Annotated in this window: 15 protein-coding genes; 1 reads left to right on the top strand and 14 read right to left on the bottom strand. The window is 61.8% G+C overall.

The features are described from left to right. Window positions 1–3 precede the first annotated feature (3 nt). The 11 genes from KI237_RS20620 to ccoN (KI237_RS20570) form a co-directional block, all read right to left on the bottom strand. Window positions 4–4,401, bottom strand: coding sequence for an RHS repeat-associated core domain-containing protein (locus tag KI237_RS20620; protein ID WP_249410650.1), 4,398 nt, complete (start codon window positions 4,399–4,401; stop codon window positions 4–6). A gap of 184 nt (window positions 4,402–4,585) precedes the next feature. After that, window positions 4,586–4,996, bottom strand: a complete 411-nt coding sequence (locus KI237_RS20615) for a type II toxin-antitoxin system VapC family toxin (protein ID WP_212796823.1) — start codon at window positions 4,994–4,996, stop codon at window positions 4,586–4,588. Then, a complete protein-coding gene (locus KI237_RS20610; protein ID WP_212796822.1) occupies window positions 4,997–5,251 on the bottom strand; it encodes a type II toxin-antitoxin system Phd/YefM family antitoxin in 255 nt (84 codons plus the stop codon). Between the two features lie 150 nt (window positions 5,252–5,401). Beyond that, on the bottom strand, window positions 5,402–6,385 hold the full coding sequence (gene ccoP / locus KI237_RS20605) for a cytochrome-c oxidase, cbb3-type subunit III (RefSeq protein ID WP_003199603.1): 984 nt from the start codon (window positions 6,383–6,385) through the stop codon (window positions 5,402–5,404). Beyond that, complete coding sequence (locus tag KI237_RS20600) at window positions 6,382–6,567, bottom strand: CcoQ/FixQ family Cbb3-type cytochrome c oxidase assembly chaperone (RefSeq protein ID WP_003183474.1); 186 nt, start codon at window positions 6,565–6,567, stop codon at window positions 6,382–6,384. Before KI237_RS20600 ends, ccoP (KI237_RS20605) begins: the two co-directional genes overlap by 4 nt. Window positions 6,568–6,573: 6 nt before the next feature. Continuing rightward, the gene (ccoO, locus tag KI237_RS20595; RefSeq protein WP_003199605.1) at window positions 6,574–7,182 is read right to left on the bottom strand and encodes a cytochrome-c oxidase, cbb3-type subunit II; all 609 of its coding nucleotides are present in this window, start codon (window positions 7,180–7,182) and stop codon (window positions 6,574–6,576) included. Then, window positions 7,182–8,624 (bottom strand): cytochrome-c oxidase, cbb3-type subunit I, encoded by a 1,443-nt coding sequence (ccoN, locus tag KI237_RS20590; protein WP_212796821.1) that lies wholly within the window; start codon window positions 8,622–8,624, stop codon window positions 7,182–7,184. Before ccoN (KI237_RS20590) ends, ccoO (KI237_RS20595) begins: the two co-directional genes overlap by 1 nt. Window positions 8,625–9,104: 480 nt before the next feature. Continuing rightward, window positions 9,105–10,058, bottom strand: a complete 954-nt coding sequence (gene ccoP, locus KI237_RS20585; RefSeq protein WP_212796820.1) for a cytochrome-c oxidase, cbb3-type subunit III — start codon at window positions 10,056–10,058, stop codon at window positions 9,105–9,107. Further along, complete coding sequence (locus KI237_RS20580; protein WP_212796819.1) at window positions 10,055–10,258, bottom strand: cbb3-type cytochrome oxidase subunit 3; 204 nt, start codon at window positions 10,256–10,258, stop codon at window positions 10,055–10,057. The genes ccoP (KI237_RS20585) and KI237_RS20580 overlap by 4 nt, the downstream gene beginning before the upstream one ends. Before the next feature lie 3 nt (window positions 10,259–10,261). Continuing rightward, on the bottom strand, window positions 10,262–10,870 hold the full coding sequence (gene ccoO / locus KI237_RS20575) for a cytochrome-c oxidase, cbb3-type subunit II (protein ID WP_212796818.1): 609 nt from the start codon (window positions 10,868–10,870) through the stop codon (window positions 10,262–10,264). 10 nt (window positions 10,871–10,880) lie between these two features. Then, window positions 10,881–12,305 carry a cytochrome-c oxidase, cbb3-type subunit I gene (gene ccoN / locus KI237_RS20570; RefSeq protein WP_212796817.1) on the bottom strand — a complete coding sequence of 475 codons (1,425 nt, stop codon included), beginning with the start codon at window positions 12,303–12,305 and terminating at the stop codon, window positions 10,881–10,883. A 96-nt stretch (window positions 12,306–12,401) separates the two neighbouring features. Here ccoN (KI237_RS20570) and KI237_RS20565 point away from each other — a divergent pair, with 96 nt between their 5' ends. Then, window positions 12,402–13,094, top strand: a complete 693-nt coding sequence (locus KI237_RS20565) for an alpha/beta family hydrolase (protein WP_249410649.1) — start codon at window positions 12,402–12,404, stop codon at window positions 13,092–13,094. A 149-nt stretch (window positions 13,095–13,243) separates the two neighbouring features. Here the strand turns inward: KI237_RS20565 and KI237_RS20560 are convergent, their stop codons facing one another. The 3 genes from KI237_RS20560 to acnA all read right to left on the bottom strand — a co-directional run bounded on the left by KI237_RS20560 (window position 13,244) and on the right by acnA (window position 18,730). Further along, window positions 13,244–14,809, bottom strand: a complete 1,566-nt coding sequence (locus KI237_RS20560; RefSeq protein WP_212796816.1) for a methyl-accepting chemotaxis protein — start codon at window positions 14,807–14,809, stop codon at window positions 13,244–13,246. A gap of 77 nt (window positions 14,810–14,886) precedes the next feature. Continuing rightward, window positions 14,887–15,675, bottom strand: a complete 789-nt coding sequence (locus KI237_RS20555) for a CPBP family intramembrane glutamic endopeptidase (protein ID WP_212796815.1) — start codon at window positions 15,673–15,675, stop codon at window positions 14,887–14,889. 313 nt (window positions 15,676–15,988) lie between these two features. Further along, the gene (gene acnA, locus KI237_RS20550) at window positions 15,989–18,730 is read right to left on the bottom strand and encodes an aconitate hydratase AcnA (RefSeq protein ID WP_212796814.1); all 2,742 of its coding nucleotides are present in this window, start codon (window positions 18,728–18,730) and stop codon (window positions 15,989–15,991) included. Between the last annotated feature and the right edge of the window lie 60 nt (window positions 18,731–18,790).

The raw sequence follows: 18,790 nt of genomic DNA, 5'->3' as shown, positions 1-18,790 counted from the left end.
GTTTTATCCGCAGGTCTTCCATTTTCCGTTCGGGCCTTTCTTCTCGACCCGAAATGACGTAATGGTTTTATTGAATTTATCCAATAATCGGAAACCGATGCCTCTGGCCTTGGGCTCATTCGTCTTGGACAGCACGCCATCTTTCAGACCTGTCTCTTTATAGTCAACGGTAGAGATGTCCTTGTGGTTATTGAGCATGCTGACCCCTTCGTTATTGACGGTGGCCACTACCCGATACTTTTCATTGCCTGGGTTGAATCCAGGATTGCTGTCCTGATTGACCCAGACTGCTTTTTCTCCCCTGATATTCGGAACCAAACCGCCTTTGCCTCCGTTGGCAGCCTTGGATGAGACCGTTTCGCTCTCGCCCATGTAGCGGATAATCTCATTCTCTTTGAGCCCCAGCGGGTCGATCCAGGTAAATGGATTCGGTGCGTAGCGATAAAGATTCAGGCTTGCGGCCAGGCCCAACGGGTCGGGTGTGGTAAAGCGGCCTATGTCGGGATCGTAGAAGCGGAAGGTGTTGTAGTGCAGGCCTGTTTCCCGGTCCAGGTATTGTCCCTGAAAGCGCAGGTTCTGTTCTTCGATGTAGTACGGTTCACGGACTTCATCAAGGCTGTTGCCCCATACCTGATAGTGAGCATGCCATAGCGGGTGGCCGTCACTTTCCGTCAAGACTTGTGGTAGACCATTGGAGTCGTTGTGGTAATAGCGGATGCGTTGATGCTCACCGATGCCGTCGACCCGGGCCAAGGGTTCGTGACTGTCGCCAATGTAGAGGTACAGGCTGGTCAGGCTATTTTTATGTTCCTTGAGTAATTGCAGGCCGTCCCAGTCGAAACGCGTGCAGGCGATGAGCCGCCCGTTGTGGTCATGTTGGGTTTTTTCAATTCTTCGGCCCAAAGGGTCATAGCGCATCCTGACAATGTTTTCACCGTCGGATTTGTGCGTTCGAACTTCAACCAGCCGATGATCCGAGTCGTAACTGAAGCGCTGCAGGCCATGCCGCCTGCTGCGCTTTTCAATCATTCGGCCAAAGCCATCGTAGCGGTAGTGCTTATCCTGATAGCGCTTGAGTTGGTTGTGCGTAACCCGCCCACCCGTACCGGGTGAACTGTCGAGGAGATTGGCTGCGGCATCGAAGGAAAATGTTTCATTCTGGCCTTGTCGAGTTCCCTGGCTTGCCAGGACCCGACCTGTCACATCGTAGTGCAGCAATTGGCGTTGTTGGCCCTGTGGCAGCCGTTCAAGACGCCCCACCAAATGGTCGCCAGGATCAAACTCAAAATGGGTTTGATCTGCGGCAGGCATCAACGACGGCTGGCTGGTGTGCCGACGGTGGCGGCTGCGTAAGCGCCCGCTACGGTCATACTCACTCCGTGTGCTGATTTGGCCTTGGGTGCGCAGCACCTCTCGATGCAGCCGATCGCGTTCGAAGTCGCTGATGACGTGGCCGTCGAGGTTGATTTGGTGCAGATGACCACTGCCGTAGTACAGGCGGTTGATCCAACGACCATCGTGCAGTTGGGTCTGGATCAGGTTGCCGAGTTCGTCGTAGTGATGCTTCAGAACGCCTGCTGAACTCTGCTCCTCAATCAGATAACCCAGCGCGTCATAAGCAAAGCCCAGTCGTTGTTCGTTGCCGTCGTTATCGATGACGGTGGCTTCGATTAGCTGATTCAACGGGCTATAGCTATACCGGGACTGTCCATCAGGTGTAATTCGGGTGGTCAGCCGGCCAATGGCATCACGTTCCAGATGATGAACAATGGTCTTTTCACTGGGCTGATGATCACCTCGCGGCGCTGCGACGGTTTCGACTCGTTTTACGTTGTTGAGGGCGTCGTACGTATAGCCTTTGGCGCTGCCATCCAGGTTTTGTTGTTCAGTCAACCGATCCCCGGCATCCCAGGCAAACCGGTAGCTTTCGCCATTCTCGTTGACCAGCGTTTGCAGCCTGCCAAAGCTGTCGTAGGCGAATTGCACCTGCCGGCCCTGGGCGTCGGTGCGTTGGCGGACCTGACCGCGGCGGTTGTGTTGGTAGAGCGTGGTGTGTCCGGCCGGGTCGGTGTAACCGGTCAACTGGCCGGCGATGTCGCGCTGGTAGTGCTCGGTGCGGCCGTCCGGCAATTGGCTGCCGAGCAAGCGCCCTTGGGCGTCGTAGCTGAACTGGGTGCGCTCGCCGAGGGCGTCGGTGATGGTGTGCAGGTAACCGCGCGTGTCATAGCTGAAGCGCGTCGGGTAACCCGAGCAATCGACGTGTTCCACCAATTGGCCGAACGGGTTCCAGCGCAGTTTTTTGCTCTTGCCGGTGGCGTCGATGATTTCTACGACCTGGCCGTGGGCGTCGTAGCGGTAGCGGGTGACATGCCCCAGCGGGTCGGTTTCGGCGATGCAGTTGCCGCGCTGATCGTAGCGGTACTTCCAACTGTTGCCGGCGGCGTCGGTGTCCGCCAGCGGCAGGGCCCAGTGTTCGAGCCAGAGGGTGGTTTCGCTGCGGCCCAACGGGTCGGTTTCGCTGATGAGGTTGCCGGTTTCGTCGTAGCTGAACTGGTACTGGCCGCCCTGTGGATCGGTGGCACTGAGCAACTGGCGCTCATCGTTCCACTGGAACAGCCACGTCTGGCCGAGGTTGTCGCTGAATTGGGTGATCTGGTGTTGGCTGTTCCACTGCCGGGTGCTGACCCGCTGCAGGCTGTCAGTGATGCGGGTGGTGCCGGCGGTGAGGTCATAGTCGAACTGGTAGGCGTCGCCTTCGTCGGTCCAATGCCGCACCACGCGCCATTCCTGGTCGTCGATCAAGGCCCATTCGTAGAAGCAGTGCAGGCCGGTGGGCAACTGGTGCTCGACCATCCTTTGCCCGGCGTCATAGCGGAAGCGCCGTTGCACCTGGCCGGTGGCGTCGCGTACTTCGGCGAGGGTATTCGCCGCGTCGTAGGTGTAGCTGACCAGCACTTCCCGGGATTGGTCGGGGTAGAGGCGTTCGATCTGGGTGACGCGTCCCTGTTCGCGCACCAGCTCGACCTGCACCAGATAGAACGTGTCGCGCAGCCGCACCAGGCGTCCGGCGTCGTCGTAGTCGAGGTGGATGCGGTTGTCGTTGCGGTCACCCAGTTGGCTCAGGCGCAGGTGTGATGGGTTGGCGGGCGACGGTTCGAACAAACGGTACAGGCCGTCGTCGCTCTCGATCAGCAATTGCCCGCTCACATGGCGGCGCACGGCCAAACCTTCGCCGGCGCTGAACACCGCGCCGCCCAAGGGGATGGAACCCATGTCGATGGGCCGGCCCTGTTCGTCGGTGTAGACCAGGGTTTCGCCGCCCTCCGGGTGGGGCAGGATCTCGACGCAGACTTCGTAGGCCACGCTCCAGCCGGCGCCGAACAAAGTGTCGCGGCGTTCGTCGCGGCTGTTGTACACGCGCTGCCAGTCAATCGGCAGGAGGCCGGGCAAAACGAAATCCAGGTCCTCGTCACCGCCCAGTACCTTGGCGCCCGTGGCGGCATGCACCGGGTTCGACGAACCCATGGCGGCGTTGGCGGCCGCGTTCGCCGCGCTGCTGGCGGCCATGGACACCGCGCCGCCCACCAGCATGCACGGCAACTTGCTGAAGAACTTGCCCTTGCCACCCTTGAGCATCAGCAGTGCGGTGACCGCCAGGCCGACGCCTGGGGTCTTGCCGCTGCGGATCTCGCGCACCACCACCGAGCCGCCGCCAATGGTCACGTTGGGGGAGATCAGCCCGGCCGACACCACCGTCGCATCGCAGGTGCTGCGGTCGCCGCTGCGTACGGCGGGCTGGCCGTTGATGGTGACTTTGTCCGAACCTTCGGCCATGAACTGCGGTGGCATCGGTGGATGCTTGGTGCAGATCACCAGGTCTTCCGGCTTGGGCACGGCGCCAGGGGCGGGCACGGCGACGGTGGGGCGCCACATCTGCGAGAAAAAATTCCCGGCCATGTCCAGGTAGCTGGGTTCTTCTTCAGGCGTGGGTGCCTCCAGCTCGGTGCCGGCCGGGGCAACGTGGGATTCAATCGCCCCGGCGGCGCGGGCCGCGGGGATGTTGTTGGTGAGGGTGTCCTTGGAGCCGGTGAGGATGTTGGCCTGCACCGTGGGCGGAAAGAGGGCGTTGCCGATGCCCTCGCATAAATTGCTCAGGCCTTTGTCGGCCCCGGTCTTGCTCATCGCCAGGCCGACGACGGTGCCCACCACCAGGCCGAGGACGAAGCAGCCCAGGCCGCCGGTGACGACGGTGATGCCCGTGGCCGCGACCACGGCGGCGGTCGCCAGGGCGGTGATCGCAATGTTGGCCGCCACCTCCAATACGCCGCCAAGGATGTCGGCCATCATCGAGGTGTGGTTCAGTGCATCGCCCAGCCGAGCGGCCCAGAGCGCGTCAGACATGCAGGGTGCTCAGGCTGGCAGAGTGACTGGGGGCCGTGGGTTCAAGCAATTTGATGCCTTCCATTGCGCCTTGTCTCCTTGGCAATTGTGGCTTGCGTATCCGTTCGAGCGGGCATTGGACCAGCTTGCGACGCATCAGGCAATCGCTCGGTCAATCATTCTGGGCAGACGTAGCCGCGCCGTGTCAGGCGACCCACGGGTTGAGCAGCGTAACCCCGCTGGCCTCGAAGTCCGCGACGTTGCGGGTGACCACGGTCAGGCCATGGACCAGTGCGGTGGCGGCAATCAGCGCATCGCATTCATTGCTGCGGTCAGGCACATGCAGGCGAGCGCAACGCAGTGCGACGGCACGGTCCACGGCCAGGACCCTGCCGGCAAAGGCAGGCATCACGTGATTATCCAGCCAGGCCCGCAGGTGACTGCCCTGCGTCGGGTCCTTGCGTTCAAAGCGCAACACACCGGTTTCCAGTTCCAGGACGGTGATCGCCGAGACATACAGGCTGGGAGCAGGGATGCTGCGTGCCCAGGCTTGGACGTTTTTGTCTGCCTGGGGCTTGCGCAGCTCCGAGATGACATTGGTATCGAGTAAATACATTCAGGACAGGTCCACCGAGCGGGGGGCGATGACGGCACGCTCGGGATCGAAGTCGATATCCGGCGCATCGGGCATGACCAGCAATTCGACAATGCTGGTGCCAATGCCGGTCAGTTTTTGGTACTCCTCAATGCTTAGCAGTACATGGGCCGGCTTGCCACGGTCGGTGATGATCACCGGCCCTTCACGAGTGGCTTTTTTGGCACCACTTGTGTCGTGGTTGAATTCGCGGCTGGAGATGGTGGTGATGGACATGAAGGCGTCCTCGTATGAGCTTTAATGTAGGCACGTTACTACTTGGGTGGGTGGCCGGCAAGCGGAACAGATTTACCCCAGTTTTTCGGTCGGCAACAAAAAGGCCCCGCCAATCAGATTGGCGGGGCCTTTTGTGTCTCGGCTGCTGCCTTACTGGGCGTCAGCGGCCGGAGCCTTTTCGCCGTGGGACAGGCTGTAGACATAGGCCGCCAGCAGGTGGACCTTGTCGTTGCCTTGCAGGTCGGCCTGGGCCGGCATCTGGCCCTGGCGACCGTAGCGGATGGTCTGTTGCAGTTGGGCGAAGCTCGAACCGTAGATGAACGCAGCAGGGTGGGTCAGGTCAGGTGCGCCCATGGCAGGGGTGCCCTTGCCGGCCGGACCGTGGCAGGCCACGCAGTTGGCCGCGAACAGTTTCTGGCCGTTGGCCGGGTCGGCCTTGGCGCCTTCCGGCAACTTGCGGCCGTGCAGGCTGGTCACCAGGTAGGAAGCCACGTCGGCCACGCCTTGTTCGCCCACCACGGCAGCCCAACCCGGCATCACGGCGTGACGGCCGCCCATGATGGTGGTCTTGATGGTTTCCGGCTCGCCGCCCCAGCGCCAGTCGGCGTCGGTCAGGTTGGGGAAGCCATAGGCACCCTTGGCGTCGGAACCGTGGCAGACCGAGCAGTTGGAGGCGAACAGGCGGCCACCCATCTTCAGGGCTTGCGGGTCCTTGGCGACTTCTTCAATCGGCATGGAGGCGAACTTGGCGAAGATCGGACCGAACTTGGCGTCCGAGCGAGCCATTTCCTTTTCCCACTCGTGAACGCCTGTCCAGCCGGTCTGGCCGTTGGCGAAGGCGGTCTGCTTTTCTGTGTCCAGGTAGTTATAGCCGGGCAGCAGGCCTTTCCAGTTGCCCAGGCCAGGGTAGAGCACCAGGTAACCGAGGGCGAACACGATGGTGCCCACGAACAGCATGAACCACCATTTCGGCAGCGGGTTGTCGTACTCCTCGATCCCGTCGAACGAGTGGCCGACGGTCTCGTCCGTCTGCTCGGCGCGCTGGCCCTTGCGGGTCGACAGCAGCAGCCAGGTCAGGGAGAAGATCGTTCCCAGGCTGAGGACTGTGACGTACAGACTCCAGAATGTAGTCATTCTTTGTTACTCCTAGAAGCTTGCTCGACGTGCTTGATGGCTTCGGGATCATCCGCGAACGGCAGCAAGGTCGCGTCGTCAAACTCCGACTTGCGCTTGGGGCTGAACACCCACAGGGCCAGACCGATGAAGGCCACCATCACGACGACGGTGCCCAGGCCGCGAATCATCCCGATATCCATAAAGAATCACCGTTTGCTTTTGATGATGGTGCCCAGGCCTTGCAGATAGGCCACCAGCGCGTCCATTTCAGTCTTGCCCTTGACGGCATCCTTGGCACCGGCGATGTCTTCGTCGGTGTAAGGCACGCCCAGGGTGCGCAGGACTTCCATTTTCTTGGCGGTGTCTTTGCCGTCGAGCTTGTTTTCTACGAGGAACGGGTAGGCCGGCATTTTCGACTCCGGCACCACGTTGCGCGGGTTGTACAAGTGCGCACGGTGCCAGTCATCGGAGTAGCGGCCGCCAACGCGGGCCAGGTCCGGACCGGTACGCTTGGAACCCCACAGGAACGGGTGGTCCCAGACGCTTTCACCCGCGACCGAATAGTGGCCGTAGCGTTCGGTTTCGGCGCGGAACGGACGGATCATCTGCGAGTGGCAGCCGACACAACCGTTGGCGATATAGATGTCACGGCCTTCCAGTTCAAGGGCGGTACGTGGCTTCATGCCTTCGACCGGCTTGTTGGTCACGTCCTGGAAGAACAGCGGAACGATCTGGGTCAGGCCGCCGATGCTCACGGCGATGACCATGAAGAAGGCCAGCAGGCCGATATTCTTCTCTACTGCTTCGTGCTTCATCAGTGAGCTCCAACTACGGCGATCTTGGCGGCGGCTTCAGCTTCAGCCGGGTCAGAGGCACGAACGGTGCGGTACACGTTGTAGGCCATGAACAGCATGCCGCTGGCGAAGAACGCGCCGCCCAGGGCACGGACGATATAACCCGGGTGGCTGGCTTGCAGGGCTTCGACGAACGAGTAGGTCAGGGTGCCGTCGTCGTTGATCGCACGCCACATCAGGCCTTGGGTGATGCCGTTGACCCACATCGAGGCGATGTAGAGCACGGTGCCGATGGTCGCGAGCCAGAAGTGCGTGTTGATCAGGCCGGTGCTGTGCATCTGCGCACGACCGAACAGTTTCGGGATCATGTGGTAGATGGCGCCGATGGAAATCATCGCAACCCAGCCGAGTGCACCGGCGTGTACGTGGCCGATGGTCCAGTCTGTGTAGTGGCTCAGGGAGTTGACGGTCTTGATGGCCATCATCGGGCCTTCGAAGGTCGACATGCCGTAGAACGCCAGCGACACCACCAAAAACCGCAGGATCGGGTCGGTGCGCAGCTTATGCCAGGCGCCCGACAGGGTCATCATGCCGTTGATCATGCCGCCCCAGCTTGGCGCCAGCAGGATGATCGACATCGCCATGCCCAGGGACTGCGCCCAGTCTGGCAGTGCGGTGTAGTGCAGGTGGTGGGGACCGGCCCAGATGTACAGGGTGATCAGCGCCCAGAAGTGCACGATGGACAGGCGATAGGAGTAGATCGGACGCTCGGCCTGTTTCGGCACGAAGTAGTACATCATCCCCAGAAAGCCCGTGGTCAGGAAGAAGCCTACGGCGTTGTGGCCGTACCACCACTGGATCATCGCATCCGTCGCGCCCGAGTAGGCCGAGTACGACTTGAAGAAGCTGACCGGCAGGGAGGCGTGGTTGACGATGTGCAGCATGGCTGTCACGACGATGAACGCACCGTAGAACCAGTTACCGACGTAGATGTGCTTGGTCTTGCGTTTGACGATGGTGCCGAAGAACACCAGACCGTAGGTCACCCAGACGATGGCCAGCAGAATAGCCAGGGGCCATTCCAGCTCAGCGTATTCCTTGGTGGTGGTGTAACCCAGTGGCAGGGTCACGATCGCACCGACGATGACCGCTTGCCAGCCCCAGAAGGTGAAGGCGGCGAGGCTGTCGGAAATCAGTCGCGTTTGGCAGGTTCGCTGCACGACGTAGTAAGAAGTGGCAAACAATGCACAACCACCGAAGGCGAAGATCACCAGGTTGGTGTGCAGCGGGCGCAGGCGTCCAAATGTCGTCCATGGCAGATCGAAGTTCAACTCCGGCCAGACCAGTTGCGAGGCGATGAAGACACCGAGCCCCATGCCAAGGATCCCCCAGACCACCGTCATGATGGCGAACTGGCGGACTACCTTATAGTTATAAGCAGTCGGACTGATTGCTGTGCTCATTCTAAGGTTCCACGGTTTGGGTGTTTTATTAGGATAAAAATCGGTCGCAAGTATGGAGAAAGCGGGGGGTCATTGCAACGCGCCATGACCTGGGTCAATGCTTTCCAAAGCTGATTCTGCGGCCTTTCCATGTTCTGTGTAGGGGCAAAAATGGCCCACGGCAAAATGTCGCTACGAAGGAACGAGGCGAGGGGGCAGGTCGGTTGTAACGGGGTGTGTTCAAACGCAGCGTTCGGGTGATGCCAGGCAACTGTCGCAACAGCCGGTATTCACCGGCCTTTGCGGCCTTTTTGACGAACGATTGTCGAACGCATCGGGTCGGGTCGACCTGAAACCGGCAGTCGCCAGCGCACGCAAAGGCAAGCTTAGACCCGATTGCGGGGAACCGAAAGGAAGACTATGGAAGGGTGCGACAATGCGTCGCGCAGGGACACAAAGCAGCCGCATCCAGATGGATGCGGCTGTTCACGCGGTCAAGATTTATTCGCTTTTGTGTTCGGCTTGCAGGCGCTCTGCACCGGCGGTGTGGGACAGGCTGTAAACGTAGGCGGCAAGCAGTTGCACCTTGTCATTGCCGAGCAGTTCGCTCTGGGCCGGCATATGGCCCTGGCGACCATGGCGAATGGTCTGTTGCAGTTGTGCCAGGCTGGTGCCGTAGATGAAGCCGGCCGGTTGCGTCAGGTTCGGCGCGCCCATGGCTTCGGTCCCCTGGCCGTTGGCGCCGTGGCAGGCGACACAGGTGGTGCTGAATGTTTGCTGGCCCGCTTGCAGGTCGGCACCGCTGTCCGCTGGCAGCGGCAGGCCGGCCAGGTCGTGGCGAACATACGCGGCCACGTTCTTGACCCCGGTTTCCCCGAGGATTTCGCCCCAGGCCGGCATTGCCGCCATGCGGCCGCCCATGATGGTGGTCTTGATGGTGTCGGCCGCGCCGCCCCAGCGCCAGTTGCTGTCGGCCAGGTTCGGGAAGCCGAAGGCGCCCTTGGCGTCCGAGCCGTGGCAGACCGAGCAGTTGGAGGCGAACAAACGGCCACCCATCTTCAAGGCTTGTGGGTCCTTGGCGACTTCTTCCACGGGCATGGCGGCGAATTTGGCGAAGATCGGCCCGAACTTGGCGTCGGCCTTGGCCATCTCCTTCTCCCATTCATGGGCACCGGTCCAGCCGTTCTCGTAGCCGGGCAGGATGCCTTTCCAGTTGCCCAGGCCCGGATAGAGCACCAGGTAGCCGACGGAAAACACCAGGGTGCCGGCAAACAACAGGAACCACCACTGCGGCAGCGGGTTGTCATACTCCTCGATGCCGTCGAAGCTGTGGCCCATGGTCTGGTCGACGCTACCCTTGGTCTCGCCCTTGCGGGTGCCGATCAGCAGCCACGTCAGGCCGATGAGGCTGCCGATGGTCAGTACGCAGATCCACGTACTCCAGAAGGTGGTCATGGCCGGGTACTCCTTGTTGCAGGGTCTTGGGGGGTGACGATGTCGGCAGACGGCTCGTCGGCGAACGGCAGCAGGCGCGCTTCGGCGAACTCTGGACGACGCTTGCTGCTGAATACCCACAGGGTCAGGCCGATGAAGGCGATGAACACCACGACCGTGCCCAGGCCGCGGATCATTCCAGTACTCATTTCAAGAACCATGGCTCACCTCTTGCTCTTGATGGCAGTGCCGAGCACTTGCAGGTAGGCCACCAGTGCGTCCATTTCGGTCTTGCCCTTGAGCGATGCCGTCGCGCCTGCGATGTCGTCGTCGGTGTATGGCACGCCGAGGGTGCGCATGGCGCGCAGCTTGCCTTCGGTATGGCTGCTGTCCACCGCTTGGGTCACCAGCCACGGGTAGGCCGGCATTTTCGACTCCGGCACGACGTTGCGCGGGTTGTACAAGTGGGCGCGGTGCCAATCATCGGAGTAGCGCGCGCCGACCCGTGCCAGGTCCGGCCCGGTACGCTTGGAGCCCCACAGGAATGGGTGGTCCCAGACGCTTTCGCCAGCGACGGAGTAGTGGCCGTAGCGCTCGGTCTCGGCGCGGAACGGACGGATCATCTGCGAGTGGCAGCCGACACAGCCTTCACGGATGTAGATGTCACGGCCTTCCAATTGCAGGGCGGTGTAGGGCTTCATGCCGTCCACCGGTTTATTGGTCACATCCTGGAAGAACAGCGGCACGATCTGGGTCAGGCCGCCAATGCTCACGGCCAGGACCATCAGCAGCATCAGCAGGCCGACGTTTTTTTCGATTGTTTCGTGTTTCATGGCGGACTCCTCAAGCCATCTGCGCGGCAGCGGCGGCTTCGGCAGGCTGGTAGGCCCGCACGGTGCGCCAGGTGTTGTAGGCCATCAGCAGCATGCCGGTGAGGAAGACTGCCCCGCCCACCAGCCGCACGACGAAGCCCGGATGGCTGGCCACCAGGGTTTCGACGAAGGAGTAGGTGAGCGTGCCGTCCTCGTTCACTGCACGCCACATCAGGCCCTGGGCGATGCCGTTGACCCACATCGAGGCGATGTAGAGCACGGTGCCGATGGTCGCGAGCCAGAAGTGCGCGTTGATCAGGCCGATGCTGTGCATCTGTGGCCGGCCGAAGACTTTCGGGATCATGTGGTACAGCGCGCCGATGGAAATCATCGCCACCCAGCCGAGCGCGCCGGCATGGACGTGGCCGATGGTCCAGTCGGTGTAGTGGGAGAGGGCGTTGACGGTCTTGATGGCCATCATCGGGCCTTCGAAGGTCGACATGCCGTAGAACGCCAGGGATACCACCAGGAACCGCAGGATCGGGTCGCTGCGCAACTTATGCCAGGCACCCGAGAGGGTCATCATGCCGTTGATCATGCCGCCCCAGCTCGGTGCCAACAGGATCAGCGACATCACCATGCCCAGGGATTGTGCCCAGTCCGGCAGCGCGGTGTAGTGCAGGTGGTGAGGGCCGGCCCAGATGTACAGGGTGATCAGCGCCCAGAAGTGCACGATGGACAAGCGATAGGAATACACCGGACGCTCGGCCTGTTTCGGCACGAAGTAGTACATCATCCCCAAAAAGCCTGCGGTGAGGAAAAAGCCTACGGCGTTGTGGCCGTACCACCATTGCACCATCGCATCGGTAGCCCCGGCGTACACCGAGTAGGATTTGGTGAAGCTCACCGGCAGTTCCAGGTTGTTGACGATGTGCAGGATCGCCACGGTCAGGATGAACCCGCCGAAGAACCAGTTACCGACGTAGATGTGCTTGGTGTTGCGCTTGGCCACGGTGCCGAAGAACACGATGGCGTAGGCAACCCAGACGATGGTGATCAGGATGTCGATCGGCCATTCCAGCTCGGCGTATTCCTTGGAACTGGTGTAGCCCAGTGGCAGGCTGATGGCCGCCAGCAGGATCACCAGTTGCCAGCCCCAGAAGCAGAACGCGGCGATTTTCGGCGCGAACAACTGAGTCTGGCAGGTACGTTGCACCGAGTAGAACGAACTGGCGAACAGGGCGCAGCCGCCGAAAGCGAAGATTACTGCGTTGGTGTGCAGCGGGCGCAGGCGGCCGAAGCTGGTCCAGGGCAAATCGAAGTTGAGCTGCGGCCAGACCAATTGGGCGGCGAGAAAAACCCCGAGCCCCATGCCGACGATGCCCCACACCACCGTCATAATGGCGAATTGGCGGACCACCTTGTAGTTGTAGGCGGTACTGATAGAAGTGTTCATGGTTCCCCATCCACGGTTCAGCCGAAGTGAGCGCCTGCGTAAGGCAGGGCGGTGTTCTTCGCCTGGAGTTATAGGCAGACTAAAAGCGAGGCAAGCATGGACAAACAGCACAAGGCCAGTATTGACGGGGATCAATGGGCGCGGTGCGTGGCTCAACATGGCTGGCTGTGGACGGCCGCGCAACCGGGCGTCGAAGCCACGCCTGCGACCTTGATCCTGGCCCACGGCGCCGGTGCGCCGATGGACAGCGGCTTCATGGAGGAAATGGCCGCGCGCCTTGCCGCACGGGGCGTCAACGTGTTGCGTTTCGAGTTTCCCTACATGGCCCAGCGGCGGGTGGACGGGGGCAAGCGCCCACCCAACCCCGCACCGAAGCTACTGGAGTGCTGGCGCGAGGTGTATGCCACGGTGCGGCCTTATGTCGCTGGAAGGCTGGCCATTGGCGGCAAGTCCATGGGCGGGCGCATGGCGAGTCTGCTCGCCGATGAATTGGGCGCGGATGCGCTGGTGTGCCTGGGGTATCCCTTCTATGCGGTGGGCAAGCCGGAGAAACCGCGGGTCGAGCACCTGGCGGCATTGAAGACCCGGACCTTGATCGTCCAGGGTGAGCGGGACGCGCTGGGCAATCGGCAGGCGGTGCAGGGCTATAGCTTGTCACCCAGCATCGAGGTGTCGTGGTTGGTGGCGGGGGATCATGACCTCAAGCCGCTGAAGGCTTCGGGGTTCAGCCATGAGCAGCATCTGGAGGCCGCGGCGCAAAAAGTTGCCGGGTTTCTTGTTCAGAGGTAAGGGGGGCTGTGCCGGCCTCATCGCGAGCAAGCTCGCTCCCACAGGGGCGCGCATTCCAATGTGGGCGAGCTTGCTCGCGATAGCGGCCTGTCAGGCAATAAAAAACCCGGGAGCTTTCACTGTCCGGGTTTTTGGTTTGCCAATTGAAGTCAGCGGTTGAAGCGCTCCACCAACGAATACTGCGAATTGGCCGTGCGGGTCAGTTCTTCGCTCAGCAGCGCCGAGCTGTGGGCCTGTCCCGAGGTCTGGTCGGCCAGCTCCGAGATGTTGCTGATGTTGCGGCTGATCTCCTCGGCGACCGAGCTTTGTTCCTCGGTGGCGGCGGCGATCTGGGTGGTCATGTCGGTGATGTGGGCCACCGCTTCGCTGATCCCCACCAGCGCCTGGTCGGCCTCCATGACCCGTGCCACGCCTTCTTCGGCCTGGCGATGGCCGGCGTCCATGGTGTGCACGGCGTTGGTGGCGGTCTGCTGGAGCTTGGCGATCAGGGCGTGGATCTGCCCGGTGGATTCGCTGGTGCGTTGTGCCAATTGCCGCACTTCGTCGGCCACCACGGCAAAGCCGCGGCCCATCTCACCAGCACGGGCCGCTTCGATGGCGGCGTTCAGGGCCAGCAGGTTGGTCTGGTCGGCGATGCCCTTGATCACGTCCACCACGCCGCCGATCTCGTCGCTGTCCTTGGCCAACTGGGTCACGGTCTGGCCGGTCTCGCCGACCACCACCGACAGGCGCTCGATGGCGTCTCGGGTTTCGCCGGCGATGTCGCGGCCGCGGCTGGTCAGACGGTTGGCTTCCTGGGTGGCATCGGCGGTGCGCTGTACGTGGCTGGCGACTTCCTGGGTCGTTGCTGCCATCTGGTTGACGGCTGTGGCGACCTGTTCGGTTTCCACCCGCTGGCGCTCCAGGCCACTGGAACTGTCATGGGCCAGGGTGTTGGATTGGCGAGCCTGTTCGTTAAGGTGCTCGGCGGTGTCCTGCAGACGGGTCAGGCAGGTCTTCAGGCGCGCCTCCTGGCTGAGGATCGACATCTCCAGGCGTGCCTGGACGCCGCGGCTGTCGGTGTACATCCGGGCAATCAGCGGGTCAGAGGTGGTTTGCTCGGCCAGGCGCAGCAGGCGCTTGATCCCGCGTTGCTGCCATTGCAGTCCCATCAGGCCCAAGGGCACCGACAGCACCGCCGCCAGGGCAAAGCCCCAGTGGGAGTTGAGGAATGCGCCCACGACGAAGCTCAGTTGGCTGACCAGGATAAACGGCAGCCAGTCCTGCAGCATTGGTAGCCATTTGTCGCTGCCCGGCACCGCGGACTTGCCTTGGTTGATGCGTTGGTAAAGCGCTTCGGCGCGGCTGATCTGCTCGGCGGAAGGTTTGACCCGCACTGATTCGTAGCCGACCACCTGATTGCCTTCGAACACGGGCGTGACATAGGCGTTGACCCAGTAATGGTCACCGTTCTTGCTGCGGTTCTTGACGATGCCCATCCATGGCAAGCCTTGTTTGAGCGTGCCCCACATGTGCGCGAACACGGCTGAGGGGACATCGGGATGGCGCACCAGGTTGTGCGGCGAACGGATCAGTTCTTCCTTCGAGTACCCGCTGATCTCAACGAAAGCGTCGTTGCAGTAGGTGATTACGCCCTTGGCGTCGGTGGTAGAAATCAGTCGTTGCTGGGCCGGGAAGGTCCTTTCGCGTTGTGTGACGGGTTGGTTGTTACGCATGGTGTCTAGATCCGCAAGGCTTTGAAAGGTTGTCGGCGGTGTCAGGTTTTAATTGAGGTTATTTTTGCCTGTCGCTATCACGCCAGCATCGGGTAGGTAAATAGGGCGAAATGAAGCAGGTTGAGGCCAAAATGGGTGGCAATCGCTGCGCTCAGGCCGCCAAAACGATATGCCAGGCCATAACCGATCCCCGCCAGGCCCGATAGCAGTACCCATTGCCACCCCGCGCCGGCGTGTACCAGGCCGAACAGCAGCGAGGCCAGGAGCAGGGCGAGATTGTCGCCGTAGGACAACTGTTTGAAGCGCCGGCTCAGGCCTCCTTGAATGTAGCCACGAAACAGCGCTTCCTCTACCAGGGTCACCAATAAAAGATTATTCAGGGCCCACAACCAGGCGTGATCTGGCCATTTTGGTGCCCAGTGGATCATGCCTAGCAGCATCGCCCCGCCGAGGGCCAGCACCGCGCTCAGCGCCAGGCCCAGGACCGTGGCATAGACCGACAGGCGAAACGAGCGGCGGCCGACGATCCAGGGGCAGGCCAGGAGCAGCCAGAAGCCGATCAAGGGTTTGTCCTGGTTCAGGTACATGGCGAATCGCGCGGCATCGTCGGTCAGGCGCTGTGGCGGGATCGCCCGCCCGTTGAAAAAGCCGGGCATCCAATGCATCGCCAATGCCAGGGCCATCACCACGAACAGGGCGTGGCCGAGAAACCGGCCGATCGGCATCGGTTGCTGGCGCACGGCATAACCGGCGAACAGCAGCAAGGCAACCGTAATGGCGGCCGTCCAAGCCAGTTGCCCGTAGGCCAGGGCCAAGGCATAGCCAAGGGAGAGGAGGGCCAGGTACGGCCAGGGGAGAGCAGGCATACAACATCCTTATTAGGCGGTGGAGCTTTGGGCGAACGTGGCCGCCGGGTCTACGACGCTGGCATGTCGCGCAAAGAGCACAATTTGTGTCCACGCCGACTCATGGGCAGGGGTGGGCACTTCGCGGGCTGACGCCGTTCCTTGAGCGTCAGTGGGAGGGGATTATAGGCAGGCTGATACAAAAACGGTGATGGATACCGTCCTTCAAGGACAGGCTGGTGCGTGGAGCCTGTTCGCGAATGCTGTTTATCCGTCAACCCTTCATGAGTGACCGATGGTATTCGCGGACAGGCCCACTCCCACGGGATTGCGTTTATCCGGCAATCAACTGCCGCAGGACGTAGTGCAGGATCCCGCCCGCCTTGAAGTATTCCACTTCATTGAGCGTATCGATCCGGCACAACACCTCGATCCGCTCCTGGCGCCCGTCCTCGCGGGTAATCACCAGGGGCAGGTTCATCCGCGGGGTCAGCTCGACGCCATCCAGTCCGAGGATATCCAAGGTTTCCTTGCCCGTGAGGTTCAGGCTCTTGCGGTTCTGGTCGAGCTTGAACTGCAACGGCAGCACGCCCATGCCTACCAGGTTGGAGCGGTGGATGCGCTCGAAGCTTTCGGCGATCACCGCCTTGACCCCCAGCAGGTTGGTGCCTTTGGCCGCCCAGTCACGGCTCGATCCGGTGCCATATTCCTGGCCGGCGATCACCACCAGGGGTGTCCCCGTGGTTTGGTAGAGCATGGCGGCATCGTAGATCGGCATTTTCTCGCCGCTGGGGATGTAGATCGTGTTGCCGCCTTCCTCGCCATCGAGCATCTCGTTGCGAATGCGGATGTTGGCGAAAGTGCCGCGCATCATCACCTGGTGGTTGCCGCGCCTTGAACCGTAGGAGTTGAAGTCCCGTGGTTCCACGCCCTGTTCGCGCAGATAGCGACCGGCCGGGCTGTCGGTCTTGATGTTGCCGGCCGGGGAGATGTGGTCGGTGGTGACCGAATCGCCGAGCAGCGCCAGGACCCGGGCGCCTTCGACGTTCTTGATGACCGGTGGCGGCCCGCCAATGCCATCGAAGAAAGGTGGGTGCTGGATATAGGTCGAATCGTCCTGCCAGACATAGGTCGCCGCTTGCGGCACTTCAATGGCCTGCCATTGCTCGTCACCGGCAAACACGGCGGCGTATTCCTTGTGGAACATGCTGGTGTTGACCTGGGCCACCGCTGCGGCCACTTCCTGGCTGCTGGGCCAGATGTCCCGCAGGTACACCGGCTTGCCGTCCCGGTCGTTGCCCAGCGGCTCGCTGCTGATGTCGATGCGCACCGTGCCGGCCAGGGCATAGGCGACCACCAACGGCGGTGAGGCCAGCCAGTTGGTCTTCACCAGTGGGTGCACCCGGCCTTCGAAGTTGCGGTTGCCCGACAATACCGAGGCCACGGTCAGGTCGGCTTTCTGGATGGCTTTTTCGATGGGCTCCGGCAACGGCCCGGAGTTGCCGATGCAGGTGGTGCAACCATAGCCCACCAGGTCGAAACCGAGTTTATCCAGGTACTCGGTCAGGCCGGCCGCCTTGTAGTAGTCGGTGACGACCTTGGAACCCGGCGCCAGGGAACTCTTGACCCAAGGCTTGCGGACCAGGCCTTTTTCCACGGCTTTTTTTGCCAGCAGCCCGGCGGCCATCATTACGCTGGGGTTGGAGGTGTTGGTGCACGAGGTGATCGCGGCAATCACCACCGCGCCGTTTTTCAGGCGATGGGTGTGGCCTTCGAATTCGTATTCGGCTTCACCCACCTGATCGGCATTGCCCACCGCGACGCCACCGCCACCTTCACTTTCCAGGCGACCTTCTTCTTTGCTGGTGGGTTTGACCTGCAATCCCAGGAAATCGCTGAAAGCCTGGCCGACATTCGGCAGCGAAACCCGATCCTGCGGGCGTTTCGGTCCGGCGAGACTGGCCTCGACGCTGCCCATGTCCAGCTCCAGGGTGTCGCTGAACACCGGTTCCTGGCCGGGCAGGCGCCACAGGCCCTGGGCCTTGCAGTAAGCCTCGACCAGCTTCACGGTTTCTGCCGGACGCCCGGACAAGCGCAGGTAGTCCAGGGTCACATCGTCCACCGGGAAGAAACCGCAGGTGGCGCCGTATTCCGGGGCCATGTTGGCGATGGTGGCGCGGTCGGCCAGGGGCAGGTCGGCAAGGCCATCGCCATAGAATTCGACAAATTTGCCCACCACACCTTTCTTGCGCAGCATCTGCGTGACGGTCAGCACCAGGTCGGTGGCGGTGATGCCTTCGCGCAGCTTGCCGATGAGTTTGAAGCCGATGACCTCGGGAATCAGCATCGACACCGGTTGGCCGAGCATGGCGGCTTCCGCCTCGATCCCGCCGACGCCCCAGCCCAGTACGCCGAGGCCGTTGATCATGGTGGTGTGGGAGTCGGTGCCCACCAGGGTGTCCGGGAACGCGTAGGTGCGGCCGTCTTCTTCTTTAGTCCACACGGTGCGGCCCAGGTACTCAAGGTTGACCTGATGGCAGATGCCGGTGCCCGGTGGCACCACGCTGAAGTTGTCGAAGGCGCTCTGGCCCCAGCGCAGGAAGGCGTAGCGTTCACCGTTGCGTTGCATTTCGATGTCGACGTTCTGCTCGAACGCCTGGCTGCTGGCGAATTTGTCCACCATCACCGAGTGGTCGATCACCAGGTCCACCGGCGACAGCGGGTTGATTCGCTGGGGATCGCCGCCGGCCTTTTCCACGGCGGCGCGCATGGCGGCCAGGTCGACCACGGCGGGGACGCCGGTGAAGTCTTGCATCAACACCCGAGCGGGGCGGTATTGGATCTCGCGGTCGGAGCGGCGCTCCTTGAGCCACCCGGCCAGGGCCTTGAGGTCGGTGCCGGTGACGGTTTTTTCATCTTCCCAGCGCAGCAGGTTTTCCAGCAGTACCTTCAACGACATGGGCAGCTTGTCCAGGTCGCCCAGGCTTCGGGCGGCATCCGGCAGGCTGAAGTAATGGTAGGTCCTGGCGTCGACTTGCAGTGTTTTAAGGGTTTTCAGGCTATCGAGGGACGGCATTGAAATGACTCCTTTGAGTCCGCACGGCTACGGACTGACGGGACGGACAGAGCCTTTAAC

Source organism: Pseudomonas sp. St316 (genome assembly GCF_018325905.1).
In the GTDB taxonomy this organism is placed as follows: Bacteria; Pseudomonadota; Gammaproteobacteria; order Pseudomonadales; family Pseudomonadaceae; genus Aquipseudomonas.
Note: the sequence above shows the minus strand (reverse complement) of the source record. Positions and strands in the feature narration are given on the sequence as shown.

What these genes read in the sequence shown, in the direction of transcription:
- KI237_RS20555 (WP_212796815.1), bottom strand. Translation starts at nt 15,675, where the DNA reads ATGCCTGCTCTCCCCTGGCCGTACCTGGCCCTCCTCTCCCTTGGCTAT.
- ccoO (WP_212796818.1), bottom strand. Translation starts at nt 10,870, where the DNA reads ATGAAACACGAAACAATCGAAAAAAACGTCGGCCTGCTGATGCTGCTG.
- ccoO (WP_003199605.1), bottom strand. Translation starts at nt 7,182, where the DNA reads ATGAAGCACGAAGCAGTAGAGAAGAATATCGGCCTGCTGGCCTTCTTC.
- KI237_RS20565 (WP_249410649.1), top strand. Translation starts at nt 12,402, where the DNA reads ATGGACAAACAGCACAAGGCCAGTATTGACGGGGATCAATGGGCGCGG.
- KI237_RS20620 (WP_249410650.1), bottom strand. Translation starts at nt 4,401, where the DNA reads ATGTCTGACGCGCTCTGGGCCGCTCGGCTGGGCGATGCACTGAACCAC.
- ccoP (WP_003199603.1), bottom strand. Translation starts at nt 6,385, where the DNA reads ATGACTACATTCTGGAGTCTGTACGTCACAGTCCTCAGCCTGGGAACG.
- KI237_RS20615 (WP_212796823.1), bottom strand. Translation starts at nt 4,996, where the DNA reads ATGTATTTACTCGATACCAATGTCATCTCGGAGCTGCGCAAGCCCCAG.
- KI237_RS20580 (WP_212796819.1), bottom strand. Translation starts at nt 10,258, where the DNA reads ATGGTTCTTGAAATGAGTACTGGAATGATCCGCGGCCTGGGCACGGTC.
- ccoN (WP_212796817.1), bottom strand. Translation starts at nt 12,305, where the DNA reads ATGAACACTTCTATCAGTACCGCCTACAACTACAAGGTGGTCCGCCAA.
- ccoN (WP_212796821.1), bottom strand. Translation starts at nt 8,624, where the DNA reads ATGAGCACAGCAATCAGTCCGACTGCTTATAACTATAAGGTAGTCCGC.
- KI237_RS20560 (WP_212796816.1), bottom strand. Translation starts at nt 14,809, where the DNA reads ATGCGTAACAACCAACCCGTCACACAACGCGAAAGGACCTTCCCGGCC.
- acnA (WP_212796814.1), bottom strand. Translation starts at nt 18,730, where the DNA reads ATGCCGTCCCTCGATAGCCTGAAAACCCTTAAAACACTGCAAGTCGAC.
- KI237_RS20600 (WP_003183474.1), bottom strand. Translation starts at nt 6,567, where the DNA reads ATGGATATCGGGATGATTCGCGGCCTGGGCACCGTCGTCGTGATGGTG.
- ccoP (WP_212796820.1), bottom strand. Translation starts at nt 10,058, where the DNA reads ATGACCACCTTCTGGAGTACGTGGATCTGCGTACTGACCATCGGCAGC.
- KI237_RS20610 (WP_212796822.1), bottom strand. Translation starts at nt 5,251, where the DNA reads ATGTCCATCACCACCATCTCCAGCCGCGAATTCAACCACGACACAAGT.